Source organism: Salinivibrio siamensis (genome assembly GCF_001996005.1).
GTDB lineage: Bacteria > Pseudomonadota > Gammaproteobacteria > Enterobacterales > Vibrionaceae > Salinivibrio > Salinivibrio siamensis.
Genome location: NZ_MUFB01000017.1, coordinates 18,434 through 37,777, shown reverse-complemented (window position 1 = coordinate 37,777; position 19,344 = coordinate 18,434). Strand labels below are relative to the sequence as shown.

Below are 19,344 nucleotides of genomic sequence, written 5' to 3'. Positions count from 1 at the left end.
TTTGGACGGCGCGGCTTGTTTGCTTCTCTCCCTATAAATTTCAGGTTATGGCAGGCAGAATCCCGCGCGCATTCATTGATGACTTGCTTTCACGTCTCGACATCGTTGAGATCATTGATGCACGGGTCAAGCTCAAGAAAAAAGGCAAAAACTACAGTGCCTGTTGCCCTTTCCATAACGAAAAGACGCCTTCATTCAGTGTAAGCCAAGATAAGCAGTTTTATCACTGCTTCGGATGTGGTGTGCACGGCAATGCCATCGACTTTGTGATGGAGTTTGAACGACTCGAATTTCCTGATGCCATCGAAGAGCTCGCCAGCACGTTAGGCTTAGAGGTACCTCGTGAGCAAACAGGAGGCGGTAACACGCGTCCGAGTATGCCCAGTGATGACAAGCGTCAGATCTACGAGATGATGGAAGCCATTGCCCGAACCTACAGTGGGGAATTACGCACTGATGCAGGGCAAGTGGCCATTGATTACCTCAAACAGCGTGGTCTATCCGGCGAAGTGGTTAAACAGTTTGGTATCGGTTTTGTCCCTGATAAATGGGACACCATTAAGCGCCGCTTTGGTCGCAATCAAGCCGATATTCGCCAGTTGCTTACCGCAGGCATGTTGATTGAGAACGATAACGGCCATAGCTACGACAGGTTCCGTGGCCGCGTGATGTTCCCGATCCGTGACCGCCGCGGGCGAGTGATCGGTTTTGGTGGGCGTGTATTAGGCGATGGCACCCCTAAATACCTCAACTCGCCAGAAACGCCGATTTTCCATAAAGGCCGTGAGCTATATGGCTTGTATGAGGTGATGCAACGCTATCGCCATCCAGAGCGTATACTCGTGGTAGAAGGGTACATGGATGTGGTCGCATTGGCGCAATTTGGCGTGGATTATGCGGTCGCCTCCTTGGGCACCTCGACCACGGGAGAACATATTCAAACCCTTTTCCGGCAAACCGGTACTATACTGTGTTGCTACGATGGCGATAGAGCCGGGCGCGATGCCGCTTGGCGGGCGATGGAGCAAGCGTTGCCTTATATTCATGATGGTCGCCAATTAAAATTTATGTTTTTGCCGGACGGTGACGACCCTGACTCCATGATTCGCCAAGAAGGCAAAGAGGGGTTTGAGCAACGTTTAGGTGAGGCACAAAGCTTATCGACCTTTATGTTTAATACGTTGCTCAAGCAGGTGGACACCAGTAGCCAAGAGGGCAAAGCCAAGCTGGCGAATTTGGCGGTGCCGCTGATTGAAAAGGTGCCGGGTGATACCTTACGTCTTTACTTGCGTAATACCCTAGGACAGAAACTGGGTATCATGGATGACCATCAGCTCGATACCCTGATTCGTCGTCAGGGCCAGCCGGTAAAAGTCCATGGTCAGCAGGATATTAAACGCACGCCGATGCGTGAGGTGATTGCGCTATTAGTGCAGTACCCTAAACTCGGCCAAGAAGTGCCGCCGTTACCATCGGCCGACACCATTGATTTACCTGGGTTAGCGTTGTTAAACCCCATCCTTGAGATTTGTCGACAGCGCCCCCATATCACTACCGGTCAGTTGCTTGAGCGCTGGCGGGGAACCAAACAAGAGCCCTTGCTAGCCCGCTTGGCTGGCTGGGATCTACATGTTGACGATGAAAATGCGTCAGAACTTTTTTGCGATTCACTGGATAAAATACTCGCCCAGTGTGTCGAACAACAAATAGCCAAGTTGCAAGCGAAGTCAAATACCGTCGGCTTATCAGTCGAAGAGAAGCGGGAACTGATGCTACTGATACAGAGCCAGTCCGTTTAGAAAGTAGCCAGCAAAGGTGACATTTGTTAAAATTGGCGGTTTGCGTTTCCGCATACTAAATTCTTCACTCAGACCCGAAGTTGGATATCGTCTATGGATCAAAATCCGCAGTCACAGCTAAAGTTGCTTGTCGCAAAAGGCAAGGAGCAAGGCTATCTGACCTATGCCGAAGTTAATGACCACCTCCCGGAAGACATTGTCGATTCCGACCAAATAGAAGACATCATTCAGATGATTAACGACATGGGCATTCAAGTGGTGGAAGCCGCCCCTGATGCCGATGAGCTAATGATGTCAGAAACCGTGGCCGACGAAGACGCAGCCGAAGCAGCGGCGGCAGCACTTTCTAGCGTGGAGAGTGAAATCGGTCGCACCACGGATCCTGTTCGCATGTATATGCGAGAAATGGGCACGGTTGAGCTGTTGACCCGTGAGGGTGAGATCGATATCGCCAAGCGTATCGAAGACGGCATCAACCAGGTGCAGTGTTCGGTGGCAGAATATCCGGCCTCGATTGCCTCACTGCTCGATCAGTTCGATAAAGTGGAAGCAGAAGAGCTTCGCTTAACCGACATTATTTCTGGTTTTATCGATCCAGACCAGGATGACGTCGCACCTACGGCGACCCATATCGGCTCCGAGCTCAGCGAAAAAGAGCTTGATGACGAAGATGATGAAGACGAAGACAAAGACGATACCGACGAAGACGATGAGAGTGATGAAGATGTTGGTATCGATCCTGAACTGGCGCGTGAGAAGTTCAGCGAGCTTCGTCGCACCTATGCGGCGATGGAAACGGCGATCCAACAGTACGGCCGTTATGATGAGCGTACGAAAGAATCGATCGATGCGCTGTCTGAAACGTTTAAGCAGTTCCGTCTGATCCCCAAACAGTTTGATCGTCTGGTTAATGACATGCGTCAAACCATGGACAAGGTGCGCACCCAAGAGCGTTTGGTGATGCGTCTTTGTGTCGATCAGGCCAAAATGCCGAAGAAAACCTTCGTTCAATTGTTTGCGGGCAATGAGTCATCGGATGCATGGATTGACGAAGCACTGAACTCTGGCAAGCCTTACGCAGAGCGTGTGGCGCGTTACGAAGAAGATCTTCGCCGCTGTGTGCAGAAGCTGAAGATCATCGAGGAAGAAACGGGCTTGTCGGTCGAGCGTATCAAAGATATCAGCCGTCGTATGTCTATCGGTGAAGCGAAAGCACGCCGTGCGAAAAAAGAAATGGTTGAGGCCAACCTACGTCTGGTTATTTCGATTGCTAAGAAATATACCAACCGTGGCCTGCAGTTCTTGGACCTTATCCAGGAAGGTAACATTGGCTTGATGAAAGCGGTCGATAAGTTTGAATATCGCCGTGGCTATAAGTTCTCAACTTATGCGACCTGGTGGATCCGTCAGGCAATCACGCGTTCGATTGCGGACCAAGCGCGAACCATCCGTATTCCGGTACACATGATTGAGACTATCAACAAGCTCAACCGTATTTCGCGTCAGATGCTTCAGGAAATGGGGCGTGAGCCGCTGCCTGAAGAGCTGGCTGAGCGGATGTTGATGCCGGAAGATAAAATTCGCAAGGTATTGAAGATCGCCAAAGAGCCGATCTCGATGGAAACCCCAATCGGTGATGATGAAGATTCACACCTGGGTGACTTTATCGAGGACACGACGTTGGAGCTACCGATGGATTCGGCAACGTCGAACAACCTCAAAATGGCAACCAATGACGTGCTAGCTGGCCTGACACCGCGTGAAGCGAAAGTACTGCGTATGCGCTTTGGTATTGAAATGAATACCGACCATACGCTGGAAGAAGTGGGTAAGCAGTTTGATGTGACCCGTGAACGTATTCGCCAGATTGAGGCGAAAGCGCTGCGTAAGTTACGTCATCCAAGCCGCTCTGAGACATTGCGTAGCTTCTTGGACGAGTAATAGCTCGGTTTCAAGCGACCTGATGAGAAAGGCGAGCCAGATGGCTCGCCTTTTTTTATGCTACCGAGGCTAGTTAATAGAGGCTAGTTAATAGAGGCTAGGTAATAAATAAGGTGGCCAGTCCCAAAAACGCGAGCAGGCCAACCACATCGGTGACGGTGGTCAGGGCCATCCCACCGGCCAATGCCGGATCGATATTGTACTTTTTCAGCAACGTGGGGATCGCCACCCCAGCAATACCTGCGACAAACAAGTTGACCATCATCGCGCCTGAAATGATCAACCCCAGCTCAAGACTGCCTTTCCATAACACCACTACACCGCCAATGATCAGCGACCAGACAAGGCCGTTAATCATGCCAACGGTGGCTTCTTTGGCCAGCAGCCAGCGGGTATTGGAGTCACCAATATGGCCAACTGCTAGGCCGCGAATCACCAAGGCGACGGTCTGGTTGCCGGCCACGCCGCCCATGGAAGGAACAATGGTCATCAATACCGCGATGGCTGCCATTTTATCCAAGGTGCCTTCAAACATGTTGGAGACCGATGCCGCGGTTAAGGCCGCCAATACATTGATCCCCAGCCAGATGCTACGACGACGCGCACTTTTAAACGCGGGGGCAAAGGTGTCTTCTTCGTCATCAAGGCCTGCCATGCTCATCATCGAGTGCTCAGCGTCTTCACGAATAATGTCCACCACATCATCAATGGTGATTCGACCGACCAAATGGTTGTGCTCATCCACCACGGGGGCTGAGACCCAATTACGGCGTTCAAACAGGCTGGCGACATCACCGTCGTCCATGGTGACACTGATCGCCTCATCCGGTGCATCCATGATATCAGCGATATCGGTATCCGGTTGGTTAACCAACAGGGCACTGATCGGCAAATTACCAATTAAGCGGCCGTTTGGGTCGATCACATACAGGGTATCTGTGGTGTCGGGTAACTCACCGCGCATCCGCAAATAGCGTAATACCACATCCACGGTCACATCATCACGAATGGTGATGACGTCAGTATTCATGATCCCGCCCGCGGACTCCTCGGGGTAGGAGAGGGCTTGCTGTACGCGCGTCCGGTCTTGGGCATCCATTTCCGCCAGCACGTCTTGGGAAACGTCTTGCGGTAGGCTACGGAGCAAGTAAGCGACATCATCGGTTTCCATCCCTTCCGTCGCTGCCGCGAGCTGATCAGGGGCCATGCGAACCATGATGCCGTCTTTCACATCTTCTGAGAGCTCATCAAGGATCTCACCTTGATCTTCCGGGTCGGTGAGCTGCCAAAGTACCAGACGTCCTTTCGGCGGAGAGGCCTCTAAAAGGTGAGCAGTGTCTTCTGGCTCCATGTCCTCGAGCATACGGCGTACGCGCACAAACATGCCTTGCTCAAGCAATTGAGTGACTTCTTGGAGCCGTTGGTGGGTTAGGTTACTTTGTTCTTGTTCTAATGTGTCTGCCATCGGCCACTCCCCCAAATGCAATGACTAAAATTCTAACCTAATCAGGGGAGTCTGTCGCATGACAAATCGGTGATAGAGGGGATTTAGCGCCATTCACCGCGCTGGTCAGCGCAGTGGTTGAGGAGGAGGGACCGTTAGCTGTCTTCGTCGAAGCCCGACTCAAATAAAGCTTTCACCGCATCAAGCGCTGTTGTTGCCTGTGGGCCGCTGGCCGATACCGTGATGGTTTCGCCTTGCGCTGATTCCAGCATTAGCATGGCCATTACACTGTCAGCAGTGGCGGATTTATCTGTGCTTTGCAGCACCACATCGGCATCATACTCTTGCACCAGTTCAACCAGCTTGATGGCGGCGCGTGCATGCAAGCCTAAACGGTTACGAATACATACTTGAGTCGATACCGAGGTCACTGTTTTTGCTCCAAGGTACGGTGACGCGTTTGCACTTGCTCGCCCAGCTCCTGAAAATAATCCGACAAGTATTGCGCGACATACACCGAGCGGTGTTTGCCCCCGGTACAGCCAATCGCCACGGTCACATAGCTACGGTTATTGTTTTTAAGTGCAGGTAGCCACGACTCGAGGAAACCTTTTATTTGCGCCACTAACATGGCCACGTCAGGTTGGGCGGCGAGAAACATACGCACAGGCTTCTCGAGCCCAGTATGAGGGCGAAGCGCGGGCTCCCAGTGTGGATTGGGGAGAAAACGGACATCAAAGACATAATCGGCATCGGCGGGCAAACCATGCTTAAAGCCAAAGGATTCAAACACCATCACCAAATCGCTGCTGGTGCGACCCAGTACCAGTGAACGTACGGACTCACTCAAGTCGTGAATCGACAAGCCCGTGGTGTTAATTACCCGATCCGCGTGCTCTTTAATTGGCGCCATTTGCTGCTTTTCAGCTTGGATGGCCTGCTCTAATGAGAGGTTGTGTCGAGAAAGGGGATGCAGACGACGGGTTTCACTGAAGCGTTTAATCAGATCTTTATCGTCGGCGTCTAAATAGTACACAGTGACATCGCAGATTTCGCGCAGTGCAGCCAAGGTGTCGGCAACCGGCTCTTTGGCGTTGGGGAGATTGCGAATATCGAGACTGACGGCAATTTTTGCGTCCGCATCGTCTTGCGAGACAACAAAGTCACGCAGTAAGTTGACGGGCAGGTTATCCACGCAGTAATAACCAAGATCCTCCAGTACCCGCAATGCCACTGACTTTCCTGAGCCGGAACGGCCACTGACAATTTTTAGCATCATAGTTCGCTCCCGTCAGCGTTGCCCATTATTGGGTAATGATATTGTACAGCTCTTGGTCTGAATTGGCATTGCGCAGCTGACGACACAGCTTTTTGTCATTCAACTTCTCGGCAATCGCAGACAGGGTTTGCAGGTGTACCTTGCACTGTTCATCGGGCACTAGCAGCGCAAACAGCAGATCGACAGGCCGTTTGTCCACCGCATCAAACTCGATGGGCTCGGCGCATTGTAGCAGCACGCCTACGGCATGTTGGCTGTCGAGCGTGCGGCCATGGGGAATGGCAATGCCCGCCCCAATGCCGGTCGTCCCCAGCTTTTCGCGGCTTAGCATGCATTCAAACAAGGTTTGTGCGTTGGTGCCCAGCTTGTCCGCAGCAACCTGGCTGATGATTTCCAGGGCGCGTTTCTTGCTAGAGCAGTGGACGGCACTGCGGGTGCAGTCCACTGACAGTACTTCTTTCAGTTCCATAGCTTAGTGCTGTTTGAGCTTTTCTTTGTGTTTACTCAGTTGCTTGACCAGCTTATCGGTCAGCCCATCGATGGCCGCATACATATCATGCGATTGTGCTTTTGCATGGATCTCCCCGTTGTTCACGTGGAGCGTTGCTTCTGCAATCTGGTCGAGCTTTTGGACATTCAGTACAACATGGACATTATTAATGTGCTCGAAAAAGCGCTCGAGTTTAGCAAACTTGGTCTCCACATACTCGCGTAGTGGTGGCGTGACGTCGACAGACTGTCCGGTCAGATTGATTTGCATACACACTTTCCTTCTGTTGAGGCGCCTATAGCAGACGCTTACGCTGGTTTGACGGCGCAATACCCAGTGACTCTCGGTACTTAGCAATGGTCCGTCGTGCAACTTTAATGCCTTGCTCGGCCAGCAATGTGGCAATCTTACTGTCGCTAAGCGGCTTATTAGCCGGCTCGTCAGCGACCAATTTTTTGATCAGTGCGCGAATTGCTGTGGATGAGCACTCGCCGCCATTGTCGGTACTGACGTGACTAGAGAAAAAGTACTTCAGCTCGAAAATACCGCGCGGCGTATGCATGAACTTTTGTGTCGTGACACGGGAAATGGTTGACTCATGCATATCGACATCCAAGGCGATGTCGTTAAGCACCATCGGCTTCATGGCCTCTTCCCCGTACTCAAAGAAGTCGTGTTGATGTTCGACAATACAGCGTGCCACCTTCAGCAAGGTGTCATTACGGCTTTCCAGGCTTTTGATCAGCCACTTGGCTTCTTGTAGGTGTGAGCGAATAAACTGGCTATCAGAGGGGCTACAACCATTACGACCATAGGCAGCGTATTGCTCGTTCACTTTCAGTTTGGGCACGCTATCTGGGTTGATTTGGACCACCCACTGCCCTTGATGCTTAAACACGGAGACATCAGGCACCACATATTCGGCCTCGTTGGTCACAATCAAGTTACCTGGGCGTGGCTCGAGGCTATGAATCAATTGCATCACTGACTTAAGCTCAGGCTCTTTTAGCCGGGTTTCACGCATCAACTGGCGATAATCACGGTTGGCGAGTAAGTCCATGTGTTCAGTGAGCACTTTACGAGCCTCGTTGAGCCAAGGGGTATCGGCGTCGTAGGTTGCCAGTTGCAGCATCAAACACTCTTGCAGTGAGCGAGACGCCACACCCAGCGGATCAAAATGTTGCACGCGTTTGAGCACCGCTTCGACTTCGTCAAGCTCAATCTCTTCGCTTCCTAAGCTGTCGAGGATCTCTTCGGTGCTGACCGACAAGTAACCTTGATCGTCCACCGCATCAATGATCGCCATGGCGATCACCTGATCGTTTTCCGAAAAGGGCGTCAGTTCGAGCTGCCATTTTAAATAGTCGTAGAGCGTTTGGGTGGTTTCCCCTTGGTAAACGGGTTGGTCGTCGTATCCGCTGGCCCCTGCGCCTGTGTTGCCGGTACCGGCAGAGTAGAGATGATCCCAAGTCGTATCGACCGGGAGATCGTCCGGCATTTCGTTCTTTTCAAACGCGTCCGAGGTTTCCATGGTGTCCGCGCTGGCGGTTGCTGTTTCTTGCTCAGCGGTATCTTGATCATGGGATTGCTCGTGCTGACTGGCCTCCTGCTCTTGGCCTTCGTCATGTTCCAACAGCGGGTTGGTTTCCAACGCTTCTTGGATCTCCTGTTGCAAGTCCAGCGTCGACAATTGCAGCAGACGGATAGCCTGCTGCAATTGCGGTGTCATTGCGAGCTGTTGTCCAAGCTTAAGCTGAAGCGTGGGTTTCATAGAGGCGGTACACCTTTCCTTATTTCAACGACCGAAGAGGTTAAAAACGCTTGCTCTGGCTAACAGGGCAAGCGCTCTTTATTAACTATAGCCTTGATTGGCAGTTTGTAGCGTGAGCCAGTCCACTATATTTTATCCGAACACGCTCACCGAGTTGGCGTAATCAGGTGCATTAGAGTTTGAACTGATCACCCAAATAGACCCGTTTGACATGCTCATCATTAAGCACTTCATCAGGGGTACCGTGTGCAATCAAGTGTCCTTGGCTGACAATGTAAGCATGTTCACAGACACTGAGTGTTTCGCGCACATTGTGGTCGGTAATCAGAACGCCCAAGCCACGATCACGTAAGTGCTCGATGATTTTCTTAATATCGATCACCGATATCGGGTCGACCCCTGCAAACGGCTCATCCAGCAAAATAAATTTTGGGTTGGCGGCCAATGCACGCGCGATCTCTACCCGACGGCGCTCACCACCGGATAAGGCCATCCCCAGGCTGTCACGGATATGCTGAATATTAAACTCATCCAACAGATCTTCTGCCTTGTCTTGGCGCTCTTCTTTGCTTAACGACTTACGGGTTTGTAACACCGCCATTAGGTTATCGTAGACGCTCAGCTTGCGAAATATCGAGGCCTCTTGCGGTAAGTAGCCAATCCCCAGGCGTGAGCGGTTATGCATCGGCTGAATGCTAATGTCTTTGTCATCGATATAGATGGCCCCTTCGTCACGAGCGACCAAGCCGACAATCATGTAAAACGACGTGGTTTTACCTGCACCGTTAGGGCCTAAAAGACCAACAATTTCACCGGATTTCACTTCCAAGCTGACATCGGCGACCACCTTTCGCCCTTTATAACTTTTGGCCAAATTGGCTGCTGTGAGTGTTGCCATGTCGCCTCTTATTGCTCGTCTGACGTGGATGCATCCTGAGAGGATGACGATTTGGTGCTCGGCTGCAAAATCGTGGTGACGCGTTTGGTACTATCACTTTCTGCTACAAGTTGTTGCTTGTCGATTTCATAGGTGATCACGTTACCTTCCACCTGATTGCCACTTTGCTCAAGCATCGCATTGGTCGACATTTTAAGAAATTCATTGCCCACTTCGTAGCGCAGTTTGTTGGCTTCGCCATGAATCTCTTTGCCATCGTCCATGGTTTGCTCAAACGTCGCCGGCTTGCCATACGCCTCGATGGTTTCATCACCTTCTTGGCCTTCTGGGCGAATCACGATCAGTTTATCGGCCAAGATTTTAATGCTGCCTTGGGTCAGGACCACGTTTTGGGTAAAGGTTACCGTGTTGGTCGCCATATCCAGGTGTTGGCTTTCTGACTCTATATAAATAGGTTGCTCAGTATCACTGCTCAGAGCCAGTGAGTAATGCGACAGCAGCAACATGGCACCTGCCAGCGCTTTAACGAGGGGTCGTTTCATATCGGCCTCTAACATCGTCTAACAATTCCATCTGGTGGTTACCGAAATTTCCTTTCACCCGTTTACCTTTGGTTTGAAAACGGGTGCCGGTGATCGTCGTCGGACTCTCTGACCAAAAATCTCGTGTGGTGAGATTCAGGGTCACCGAATCAGTGGCTACCGAATCAATTTGCGCATTCGGTAGTAGGTTAAAAATGCGCACGTTGCCCGTCATGGTCAACAGGTGGTCATCGGACAATATCGCGTAGTCTGCACTCACGCGCCATTCTTCCTCTTTGCCTGCTTTGTACGTCCACAGAACGGGCTCATTAAAGTGGGTTTCATCAATCTTGGCATAATGCTCAAGATGTTTGGCGTGCACCGTGTAGCTGCGCACGCCGTCCGCATCATATTGCACGGTTTGAATCGCTTCGCCAGTAAACAGCGGTTTTTCGGCATCAGGCGTGACCTGCTGTACCCGCTGCCAGCCATGCTGAACCAATAAATAGTAACCGGTTACCGCACAAAGCACGACCAATAGAAGCAGGCCAAGCCGCCGGATCATAAACTCAAGCCCTTGTGTTGGTCGAGTTCGCCACGCGCCTCTAACATCAGATCACACACTTCACGCACGGCACCAAAGCCACCGCCTGTTTGCGTGACAAAGTGCGCGCGACGCTTAAGGAGTGGGTGACCATCGGCCACACAGCAGGCAAGCCCGACTTTCTCCATCACCGGCCAATCAATTAAGTCATCGCCAATGTAGGCCGTGTGTGCGGGTAAAACATCAACATGGCGGCACAAGTCTTTATACGCGGTAAGTTTGTCACTTTGTCCTTGATAAACATGTTGGACACCGAGGGCTTGCATTCGGTTCGCGACAATCTGCGATTGGCGGCCTGTGATCACCGCGACCTTGATGCCGGCATTCATGATCGACTTGATGCCATACCCATCACGGGTATGAAATGCTTTGAGCTCTTCACCCTGATTGCCCATGTATACGCGGCCATCGGAGAAGACGCCGTCAATATCGCAAATCAGCAGTTTTATCGCCGCCGCACGTTGAAAAACGTCGGCAGCCACAGGGCCATAGAGGGTGTCAATCACAGTGGAGGCCATTAGATAACTCCGGCTTTTAAAAGGTCATGCATGTTAAGGGCGCCGAGCAGCTGGCCGTTTTTAGCAACCAGCAGTCCGTTAATTTTACGCTCTTCCATGAGTTTGAGTCCTTCTGCCGCAAGCAGTTCCGGTTCAATGGTCACCGGGTTTGTCGACATCACTGAGCCAATGGTGGTGGTATGCAGGTCAATGCGCATATCCAGCAAGCGGCGCAAATCGCCATCGGTAAACACGCCCGTTAGTTGCCCGTGACGATCRACAATCGCTGTCATGCCCAGGCCTTTTTCTGACACCTCTAAAAGCGCATCACGGACGGTGGCGGAGTCCTCAACCACGGGTAAGCGCGCGTCTTGGTGCATTAAATCACTGATACGTAATAATAGCTTACGCCCCAGTGCGCCGCCGGGGTGGGAGAGAGCAAAGTCGTTCGCGGTAAAGCCTCTGGCTTGCATCAACGCCATCGCGAGGGCATCGCCCATCACTAGGGTGGCGGTGGTGCTGGAGGTGGGGGCCAAGGCCAATGGGCAGGCTTCTTGCGGGACATGAATATTAAGATTCACTTTCGCGAGCTGACCCATGCTGGAATTAGGGTTGCCGGTCATACAGACCAAGGGGATCCCGAGGCGTTTAATCACGGGCAGCAGGGTTAAGATTTCACCGGCTTCCCCCGAGTTGGAAATGGCCAGTACCACATCACCTTGGTTTATCATTCCCAGATCGCCGTGGCTGGCTTCCCCTGGATGGACAAAAAACGCGGGCGTCCCCGTGCTGGCCAATGTCGCGGCGATTTTTTTACCAATATGGCCGGATTTACCCATGCCCATCACCACCACTTTCCCCGTGGCATGTAAGATGAGTTGGCAAGCGGCCGCGAAGTGGTCATCGATCGCCGTTTTTAGCTGCGCAATCGCATCTTGCTCAATGTTGAGCACATCAAGCCCTGCGCGGCGAAAATCAAAACTGTAATCACTCATACTTGTGTCCGTTTAGGCTGCTGCGTTAACAAACAGGTAGCCTTGATAGCCGATATAACAAAGGAGAAAAACAGCGCCTTCAATGCGGTTGATGCTACGTGATTTACCGAGCGCAAAAATCAGTAACATGATGGAAAGCACCAACATAATATAATAATCGCGGCTCATGGCATACTCACTGATCTCTGAGGGGTTGAGTAATCCTGGGATCCCCATCACCGCGAGAATATTGAACACGTTTGAGCCGATAATATTGCCGACGGCCAAATCATCTTCCCCTTTCATTACCCCCGCTATCGACGCGGCGAGCTCAGGCAAGCTGGTGCCAATGGCGATGATGGTCAAGCCGATCACCAAATCGCTCATGCCAAAGTACTGCGCGATGGTCACCGCCGAGTCAACCACTTGATCGGAAGAGACCAGCAGCAATGGCAAACCAATGATGATCCACAGCACCGCTTTCAGGTTACTGACATCATTAGGAATATCCGATTGTTGGTCGGCCAGTATTGGATCGGTGCCACCCGAGTCTTTGCCGATTTTTAGCATCATTAGGATGAAAATCACAAACAGGGTGAACAGCCCCACGCCTTCAAAAAAGCCCAGGTGGTTGTTCCAAAGCAGCACCCCAGCCAATACGGTGACCCCTAGCATCAGAGGCAGCTCGCGACGAATAATAGTCGAGCCAATAGAAAGGGGCTTGATCAGTGCGGTGAAACCGAGGATCAGCGCAATATTAGCGATGTTGGAGCCCAACACATTACCCACGGCGGTGTCGGTTTTATCCGCTAAGGCGGCGTTGGCCGAGACCATCATCTCTGGGGCAGAGGAGCCCATGGCCAAAATAGTCATCCCGATCACCAGCGGAGAGACCCCGTAGTTTTTCGCGATTGCTGCCGCGCCGAACACTAATCGGTCGGCACTCCACACTAGCACGATGAGTCCAACAATGAGTATGGCAACCGCTATGACCATGACACCTATCCTTTGCGTTTTTTGATTGGGTACAAATGAGGTGCAATTCTGACGGCTAACGGGGTAAATGTGAAGCGAAAAGCCCGTGCTTTAGCGATGAAATCGGTGATTTCATTCATCAACATGAGGGTTGTCGCCGTGAAACGGTCGCCATGAAATGGTCGCCATGAAACAGTCATCGTGAAACAGTCGCTATGAATGGCAGCGTTACATTAGTCGGACGTAAGCTGACCTATGTCTGACAAGAAAAGCGAAGATAAGCTGCTATTATCAGGGATAAGTCACGTCCTGTGGGCGCTGAGGTGCGGCGTGGCTTGTGTTAGGGTGGGTGACGCCTTATTATCAGCCACTTAATTTTGTTCCTTTCTAACCATGAGATGCGGCCATGGCAGCACAGAGCCTGATAGATATCAGTGGGATGACCTTCTCACGGGGCAATCGATGCATTTTTGACAATATTGATTTGCAAGTGCCACGTGGCCAAGTAACCGCGATCATGGGGCCATCAGGGATAGGCAAAACCACCTTGCTGCGTTTGATTGCCGGTCAGCTTAAACCCGATGCGGGCGAGATTGTGTTTGATGGCCACGCTATTCCTTCCCTAGGACGACGCAAGTTGTTTGAAGTCCGTCAGCGTATGAGCATGCTGTTCCAATCAGGGGCGTTATTCACCGATATGTCGGTGTTTGATAATGTCGCTTTCCCGCTGCGCGAACATACCGACTTGGACGAGTCGCTTATTCACACCATCGTGATGCTCAAGCTAGAAGCGGTGGGCTTACGTGGCGCGCAAGGATTAATGCCCAGTGATTTATCGGGCGGTATGGCACGTCGAGCAGCTCTTGCACGCTCGATTGCGCTTGACCCTGAATTGATTTTGTTTGATGAGCCCTTTGTCGGCCAAGATCCGATCACCATGGGGGTGCTGGTGACCTTGATTCGTCAGCTTAACCAAGCACTGGGATTGACCTGTGTGGTGGTTTCGCACGATGTGCCAGAGGTCATGAGTATTGCCGATCAGGTATATTTGCTCGCCGATAGCCGCATTATTGCCAGTGGTTCGCCCCAATCGCTGCGTGACAATCCTGACCCGTGGGTAAAACAGTTTTTAGAAGGGCATGCTGATGGGCCGGTACCTTTTCGCTATCCCGCTGGCGAGTTAACGCAGGAGATTTTCCGGTGATCAGAACACACATCGAAGACGTGGGCCGCCGGGCCATGCGCGTGGCCGAATCCATGGGCCGCGCAACCTTTGTGATGACAGGCGCACTGATTGGCCGTCCGCAACCGAGCAAAACCTTCCCGCTATTGGTCAAGCAGCTCTATTCGGTCGGGGTTCGCTCACTGGCGATCATCATGGTCTCTGGCCTGTTTATTGGTATGGTGCTGAGCTTGCAAGGGTATCTGGTGTTGTCAGACTTTGGCGCGGAAACCAGCCTTGGACAAATGGTGGCGTTGTCGCTGCTACGTGAGCTTGGCCCTGTGGTGACCGCCTTGCTGTTTGCTGGCCGAGCTGGGTCAGCACTGACCGCAGAAATTGGCTTAATGAAAGCCACCGAGCAGTTATCAAGCCTAGAGATGATGGCGGTTGACCCGCTACGCCGAGTGATAGCACCGCGCTTTTGGGCGGGTGTGATTGCCATGCCACTGCTGGCAGTGATTTTTATGCTGGTGGGCATTTGGGGCGGCGAGCTGGTCGGCGTCGACTGGAAAGGCATTGACCACGGCAGTTTCTGGTCGGTGATGCAAGCGTCGGTCGATCTGGGCTATGACGTGGGCAACGCACTGATAAAAAGTGTGGTGTTTGCGGTGGCTGTGACCTGGATTGCGCTTTTTAACGGCTATGATGCCACGCCGACATCGGAAGGGATCAGCCGCGCCACCACGCGTACTGTGGTACATTCATCGTTGGCCGTGCTCGGCCTAGACTTTGTCCTTACTGCACTCATGTTTGGGAATTAATCATGCAACAGAGTCGTAAAACAGAATTTTGGGTAGGTTGTTTTGTCATTGCTGGCATTGCAGCGTTATTGGTCTTGGCGTTTCAAGTGGCCGATGTCCAGCGTTGGGGACGGGCGGATACTTACACGCTAACCGCTGAGTTCGACAATATTGGTGGCTTAAAAGTGCGCTCACCGGTCAAAGTGGGTGGCGTGACCGTTGGCCAAGTGACCGACATTGCGTTGGACGCCGAGACTTATGTCCCCCAAGTCACCCTGCAAATCAATGCTGACGCCGGACGTTTTCCGGAATCAAGCTCGGCATCGATTTATACCGCAGGTTTATTGGGTGAACAGTACATTGGTATCACCCCAGGTTTCGTGGATGAAGCGCTGGGTATTGGCTATTTAGACGCCGGCGACAAGATTCAGGACACCAAATCGGCACTGGTACTCGAAGATTTGATTGGTCAGTTCCTCTATAGCGTTGGTGACAAGGAGTAAACAGCATGAAAAAGACATGGATCGCACTGAGCAGCGCCGTTTGCCTGCTGGTTTCAAGCCTTGGCACTGTGGCACAGGCGAGCGAGCCGGTTGATCAATCCAACCCTTATCAGCTCATCGAGCAAGTGGCGGACAACACCTTTACCCGCCTGCGTAAAGACCGCACCTTATTCCGCGCTGATCCTGACTTGCTGCGTGATGTGGTCAAAGATGAGTTACTGCCTTATATTCATACTCGGTATGCCGCATCACTGGTGTTGGGCGCGCAGTACTATCGCAAAGCCACGCCCGCGCAGCGTGACGCCTTTACCGAGGCATTCACGGAATACATGATTGCCTCTTACGCGCAGATCTTGCTTGAGTACGATGACCAAGATGTCGAGGTACAAAAAGATCAGCCGATTGCCCCTGACGATAAGATTGTCAAAGTGCGGGTCGATATTACCGATCCGTCACGGCCACCGATTCGCCTCGACTTTAGCTTACGTAAAAATACTCGGACAGGAAATTGGCAAGCCTATGACGTCACCGCCGAGGGCGTGAGTATGATCCAGTCTAAGCAGTCGGAATGGAAAGCACCGCTACGTCGCGATGGTATTGATTCAGTCATTGAGCAATTAAAAACCTTGGCTGAACGCCCCATCCGTCGCGAAGACAAACAAAAGCAGGACGCCTCATGAGCGTGAGCTTCACCGCCGGCGACGGGCAACAGTATCACTTGTCAGGGCGGCTAGATCGTGACACAGTGCCTGACTTTTGGCGCCAGCGTGACCAGTGGCTCCCCACTGACACTGCCTTGAGCCTGGATTTAAGCGCGCTATCACGTGTAGATTCCGCCGGCATGGCGATGTTGCTACACCTGGATAAGCAACTGCGTGAGAAAGGGCAACAGGTGCGTTATCAAGGGGTGCCAGAGCAACTTAAGTTGCTCTTATCGCTGAGCAATGTAGAGACATTTTTGGACGATGCTGAGCATCAAAAAGGGGTTTAAACGTGGAAGCAAGCGAAGTTAAAGCCATTTTAGAGGCAGCTTTGTCAGTGGACGAGCTGCACGTGAAAGGCGATGGCAGCCACTTTGAAGTGATTGCCGTGGCAGAGATGTTTGACGGGATGTCACGTGTGAAAAAGCAACAAACGATTTATGCACCGCTGATGGCGCATATTGCACGCAATGATATCCATGCCGTCAGTATTAAAGCGATGACCCCAGCTGAATGGGCGCGCGATAAAAAGCTGATGCAGTTGTAAGAGGGTCTGATGCAAAAGTTTCGAGTGACGGGCAATGGCCCGCTAAAAGGTGATGTGGCCATTTCCGGCGCGAAAAATGCCGCCCTCCCGATTTTATTTGCTTCACTACTGGCCGAAGAGCCGGTCGAAGTGGCGAATGTCCCTAAGCTGCGTGACATTGATACCACTATGGCACTGTTATCTCGCTTAGGTGCCAAGGTTAATCGCAACGGCTCTGTGCATGTCGATGCCAGTGACATTACTGAGCTGTGTGCCCCTTATGATTTGGTCAAAACCATGCGCGCGTCTATTTGGGCGTTAGGGCCCTTAGTGGCGCGTTTTGGTAAAGGCGAAGTGTCATTGCCTGGTGGCTGTGCCATCGGTGCCCGCCCGGTCGACTTGCACATCAATGGTCTAGAGCAACTCGGTGCCACCATCACCTTGGATGAGGGCTATGTGCGCGCGACCGTGGATGGCCGCTTGCAAGGGGCGCATATTGTGATGGACAAAGTCAGCGTTGGCGCGACGGTCACCATCATGAGCGCAGCCACCTTGGCTGACGGTACCACAGTGATCGAAAATGCCGCCCGTGAGCCAGAGATTGTTGATACCGCGAAGTTCCTCAATATGCTGGGCGCGAAGGTGTCAGGTGCAGGCACTGACCGGATTGAAATTGAAGGGGTGGAGCGCCTCGGCGGCGGCAAGCACTCAGTCGTGGCCGATCGGATTGAAACCGGCACCTTCTTGGTCGCCGCGGCCGTGTCTGGCGGGCATATTGTCTGCCGTCATACCTCGCCGGAGTTGCTCGAAGCGGTATTGCACAAGCTCGAAGAGGCGGGGGCTAAAGTGGTGACCGGTGATGACTTCATTGAGCTCGACATGACCGATCGCGAGCTAAAAGCGGTCAATGTGCGCACGGCGCCACATCCGGGCTTTCCGACCGATATGCAAGCCCAATTTAGCTTGCTCAACTTGGTGGCAAAAGGCACGGGCATTATCACCGAAACCATCTTTGAAAATCGCTTTATGCACGTGCCTGAACTGCAGCGCATGGGCGCACATGCAGAAATTGAGGGCAACACAGTGATCTGTGGTGATACCGACAGCTTAAGCGGGGCACAGGTGATGGCCACCGACTTACGCGCCTCAGCAAGCCTCGTGATTGCTGGCTGCATTGCCAAAGGTGAGACCATTGTTGATCGGATTTATCATATCGATAGAGGCTATGAGCGTATCGAGGATAAACTCCAAGCCTTGGGAGCCAAAATAGAGCGGATTGACGCGGAGTAACCTGCCTCTCACTCGACACAAAAACGCCAGCATCTTGCTGGCGTTTTTTATAGCGTGACGCGATAAGCGTCGAGAGCGATTGTATTAGCGGCGCTGCCTTTCATCGCCCACTTTGACCGGCAGTGTCAGGGTCTCACCATCACGAATAAGGGTCACATCTAGCGTTGAGCCTGGGCGAGTATCGGTGACCATATCCATGGCACTGCGCGCCCCGCGTACGGACTGACCATCAATCTTAATGATTAAATCTTGCGGTTGGATCCCCGCTTTATCCGCCGGTCCCCCTTGGTCAACACCAGACACCATGACGCCTCGTTGCTGCTCGGCATCCAGCAATCGCGCCATCACTGGGTTGACATCGCGTCCATCAATCCCGATATAGCCTCGGATCACTCGGCCATCGGCAATCAGTTTATTCATGATCTTCTCGGTCAAGCCGTAGGGGATAGCAAAGGAGATGCCGTAGGTTTCCAAATCGGTGGCTTGCTGGAACGAGGCGGTATTAATCCCCACTAACTCGCCGCGACTGTTGACCAAGGCGCCGCCGGAGTTGCCCCGGTTAATTGCGGCATCGGTTTGTAAAAAGTCTTGGCGGCCATAAAAGCTCATCCCGGTACGCCCAGTCGCGGAAATAATGCCATAAGTGGTGGTTTGGCCGAGGTTATAGGGGTTGCCAATCGCGAGCACCGTATCGCCCACCGCAGGCTGATAACGCTCGTTGACCGGGATCACGGGTAAGTTATCGGCTTGTACCTTGATCACTGCTAAGTCGGTGCGTTGATCTTTGCCCACCATTTGGGCGGTAAAAATACGGCCATCTTGCAAAGCCACAATCACCTGATCGGCCTCGGCGACCACGTGGTAGTTAGTAACAATATAGCCTTTGGCGCTCATGATCACCCCAGAGCCTAACCCCTGAGTGTTGAGGGCTAATCGTTCGTTGCCGGTGTAGTTGCGGGTGTAAATATTGACCACCGCCGGCGATGCGCGCTTAACCGCGTAATTAAACGACACCAGCTCCACGGGATCGTCCTCGATGCTGTCTGCAATTGAAAAGCCTGATAGCAGACCCGAGCGTAAGTCCGGCACCGCCACCAACAATAAGGCAGCCGTCACCAAGCCAATAATCACAGAGCGAATCAATAACGCCAGCATAAATAATGCCATCC

At 52.3% G+C, this 19,344-nt stretch carries 22 protein-coding genes; 9 read left to right on the top strand and 13 right to left on the bottom strand.

The annotated features are described in order from the left end of the window. Window positions 1-47: 47 nt before the first annotated feature. Window positions 48-1,799, top strand: coding sequence for a DNA primase (dnaG, locus tag BZG73_RS10255; RefSeq protein ID WP_077578660.1), 1,752 nt, complete (start codon window positions 48-50; stop codon window positions 1,797-1,799). Between the two features lie 93 nt (window positions 1,800-1,892). Beyond that, on the top strand, window positions 1,893-3,740 hold the full coding sequence (gene rpoD / locus BZG73_RS10250; protein WP_046073904.1) for an RNA polymerase sigma factor RpoD: 1,848 nt from the start codon (window positions 1,893-1,895) through the stop codon (window positions 3,738-3,740). A gap of 97 nt (window positions 3,741-3,837) precedes the next feature. Here rpoD and mgtE read toward each other — a convergent pair whose 3' ends face one another. The 12 genes from mgtE to BZG73_RS10190 all read right to left on the bottom strand — a co-directional run bounded on the left by mgtE (window position 3,838) and on the right by BZG73_RS10190 (window position 13,214). Continuing rightward, a complete protein-coding gene (mgtE, locus tag BZG73_RS10245) occupies window positions 3,838-5,205 on the bottom strand; it encodes a magnesium transporter (RefSeq protein ID WP_046073905.1) in 1,368 nt (455 codons plus the stop codon). A gap of 134 nt (window positions 5,206-5,339) precedes the next feature. Continuing rightward, complete coding sequence (locus BZG73_RS10240) at window positions 5,340-5,615, bottom strand: HPr family phosphocarrier protein (protein ID WP_077606039.1); 276 nt, start codon at window positions 5,613-5,615, stop codon at window positions 5,340-5,342. Continuing rightward, window positions 5,612-6,463, bottom strand: a complete 852-nt coding sequence (rapZ, locus tag BZG73_RS10235) for an RNase adapter RapZ (RefSeq protein WP_046073907.1) — start codon at window positions 6,461-6,463, stop codon at window positions 5,612-5,614. The genes BZG73_RS10240 and rapZ overlap by 4 nt, the downstream gene beginning before the upstream one ends. A 25-nt stretch (window positions 6,464-6,488) precedes the next feature. Continuing rightward, window positions 6,489-6,932: a PTS IIA-like nitrogen regulatory protein PtsN gene (ptsN, locus tag BZG73_RS10230; RefSeq protein ID WP_046073908.1), complete on the bottom strand. Its 444-nt coding sequence runs from the start codon at window positions 6,930-6,932 to the stop codon at window positions 6,489-6,491. Between the two features lie 3 nt (window positions 6,933-6,935). Then, entirely contained in the window at window positions 6,936-7,223 is a 288-nt protein-coding gene (gene hpf / locus BZG73_RS10225) for a ribosome hibernation promoting factor (RefSeq protein WP_046073909.1), read from the bottom strand. 25 nt (window positions 7,224-7,248) lie between these two features. After that, window positions 7,249-8,724 (bottom strand): RNA polymerase factor sigma-54, encoded by a 1,476-nt coding sequence (locus BZG73_RS10220; RefSeq protein WP_046073910.1) that lies wholly within the window; start codon window positions 8,722-8,724, stop codon window positions 7,249-7,251. Window positions 8,725-8,896: 172 nt separating this feature from the next. Then, window positions 8,897-9,622, bottom strand: coding sequence for an LPS export ABC transporter ATP-binding protein (gene lptB, locus BZG73_RS10215; RefSeq protein ID WP_046073911.1), 726 nt, complete (start codon window positions 9,620-9,622; stop codon window positions 8,897-8,899). Between the two features lie 8 nt (window positions 9,623-9,630). After that, window positions 9,631-10,164 carry a lipopolysaccharide transport periplasmic protein LptA gene (lptA, locus tag BZG73_RS10210; RefSeq protein ID WP_046074202.1) on the bottom strand — a complete coding sequence of 178 codons (534 nt, stop codon included), beginning with the start codon at window positions 10,162-10,164 and terminating at the stop codon, window positions 9,631-9,633. Beyond that, complete coding sequence (gene lptC, locus BZG73_RS10205; RefSeq protein WP_046073912.1) at window positions 10,145-10,708, bottom strand: LPS export ABC transporter periplasmic protein LptC; 564 nt, start codon at window positions 10,706-10,708, stop codon at window positions 10,145-10,147. Before lptC ends, lptA begins: the two co-directional genes overlap by 20 nt. After that, window positions 10,705-11,265, bottom strand: coding sequence for a 3-deoxy-manno-octulosonate-8-phosphatase KdsC (kdsC, locus tag BZG73_RS10200; RefSeq protein WP_077668240.1), 561 nt, complete (start codon window positions 11,263-11,265; stop codon window positions 10,705-10,707). Before kdsC ends, lptC begins: the two co-directional genes overlap by 4 nt. Then, window positions 11,265-12,239: a KpsF/GutQ family sugar-phosphate isomerase gene (locus BZG73_RS10195; protein WP_077668239.1), complete on the bottom strand. Its 975-nt coding sequence runs from the start codon at window positions 12,237-12,239 to the stop codon at window positions 11,265-11,267. Before BZG73_RS10195 ends, kdsC begins: the two co-directional genes overlap by 1 nt. A gap of 12 nt (window positions 12,240-12,251) precedes the next feature. After that, window positions 12,252-13,214, bottom strand: a complete 963-nt coding sequence (locus BZG73_RS10190; protein WP_077668238.1) for a calcium/sodium antiporter — start codon at window positions 13,212-13,214, stop codon at window positions 12,252-12,254. Between the two features lie 385 nt (window positions 13,215-13,599). On the opposite strand from BZG73_RS10190, the gene mlaF reads away from it, so the two are divergent. From mlaF to murA, 7 genes are read left to right on the top strand one after another with little or no spacing between them, the layout of a single operon-like run. Further along, window positions 13,600-14,397 carry a phospholipid ABC transporter ATP-binding protein MlaF gene (gene mlaF / locus BZG73_RS10185; RefSeq protein ID WP_046073916.1) on the top strand — a complete coding sequence of 266 codons (798 nt, stop codon included), beginning with the start codon at window positions 13,600-13,602 and terminating at the stop codon, window positions 14,395-14,397. After that, window positions 14,397-15,176 carry a lipid asymmetry maintenance ABC transporter permease subunit MlaE gene (gene mlaE / locus BZG73_RS10180; protein ID WP_369795692.1) on the top strand — a complete coding sequence of 260 codons (780 nt, stop codon included), beginning with the start codon at window positions 14,397-14,399 and terminating at the stop codon, window positions 15,174-15,176. Before mlaF ends, mlaE begins: the two co-directional genes overlap by 1 nt. Window positions 15,177-15,178: 2 nt before the next feature. Continuing rightward, window positions 15,179-15,658, top strand: coding sequence for an outer membrane lipid asymmetry maintenance protein MlaD (gene mlaD, locus BZG73_RS10175; protein ID WP_046073918.1), 480 nt, complete (start codon window positions 15,179-15,181; stop codon window positions 15,656-15,658). Window positions 15,659-15,663: 5 nt separating this feature from the next. After that, window positions 15,664-16,338: a phospholipid-binding protein MlaC gene (gene mlaC / locus BZG73_RS10170; protein ID WP_046073919.1), complete on the top strand. Its 675-nt coding sequence runs from the start codon at window positions 15,664-15,666 to the stop codon at window positions 16,336-16,338. Beyond that, entirely contained in the window at window positions 16,335-16,649 is a 315-nt protein-coding gene (locus BZG73_RS10165; RefSeq protein ID WP_046073920.1) for an STAS domain-containing protein, read from the top strand. Before mlaC ends, BZG73_RS10165 begins: the two co-directional genes overlap by 4 nt. Window positions 16,650-16,651: 2 nt before the next feature. Continuing rightward, the gene (gene ibaG, locus BZG73_RS10160; protein ID WP_077578666.1) at window positions 16,652-16,906 is read left to right on the top strand and encodes a BolA family iron metabolism protein IbaG; all 255 of its coding nucleotides are present in this window, start codon (window positions 16,652-16,654) and stop codon (window positions 16,904-16,906) included. Between the two features lie 9 nt (window positions 16,907-16,915). Beyond that, window positions 16,916-18,175 carry a UDP-N-acetylglucosamine 1-carboxyvinyltransferase gene (gene murA / locus BZG73_RS10155; RefSeq protein WP_077668237.1) on the top strand — a complete coding sequence of 420 codons (1,260 nt, stop codon included), beginning with the start codon at window positions 16,916-16,918 and terminating at the stop codon, window positions 18,173-18,175. An 84-nt stretch (window positions 18,176-18,259) separates the two neighbouring features. Here murA and degS read toward each other — a convergent pair whose 3' ends face one another. After that, on the bottom strand, window positions 18,260-19,330 hold the full coding sequence (gene degS, locus BZG73_RS10150; protein ID WP_077578668.1) for an outer membrane-stress sensor serine endopeptidase DegS: 1,071 nt from the start codon (window positions 19,328-19,330) through the stop codon (window positions 18,260-18,262). Window positions 19,331-19,344: the final 14 nt, after the last annotated feature.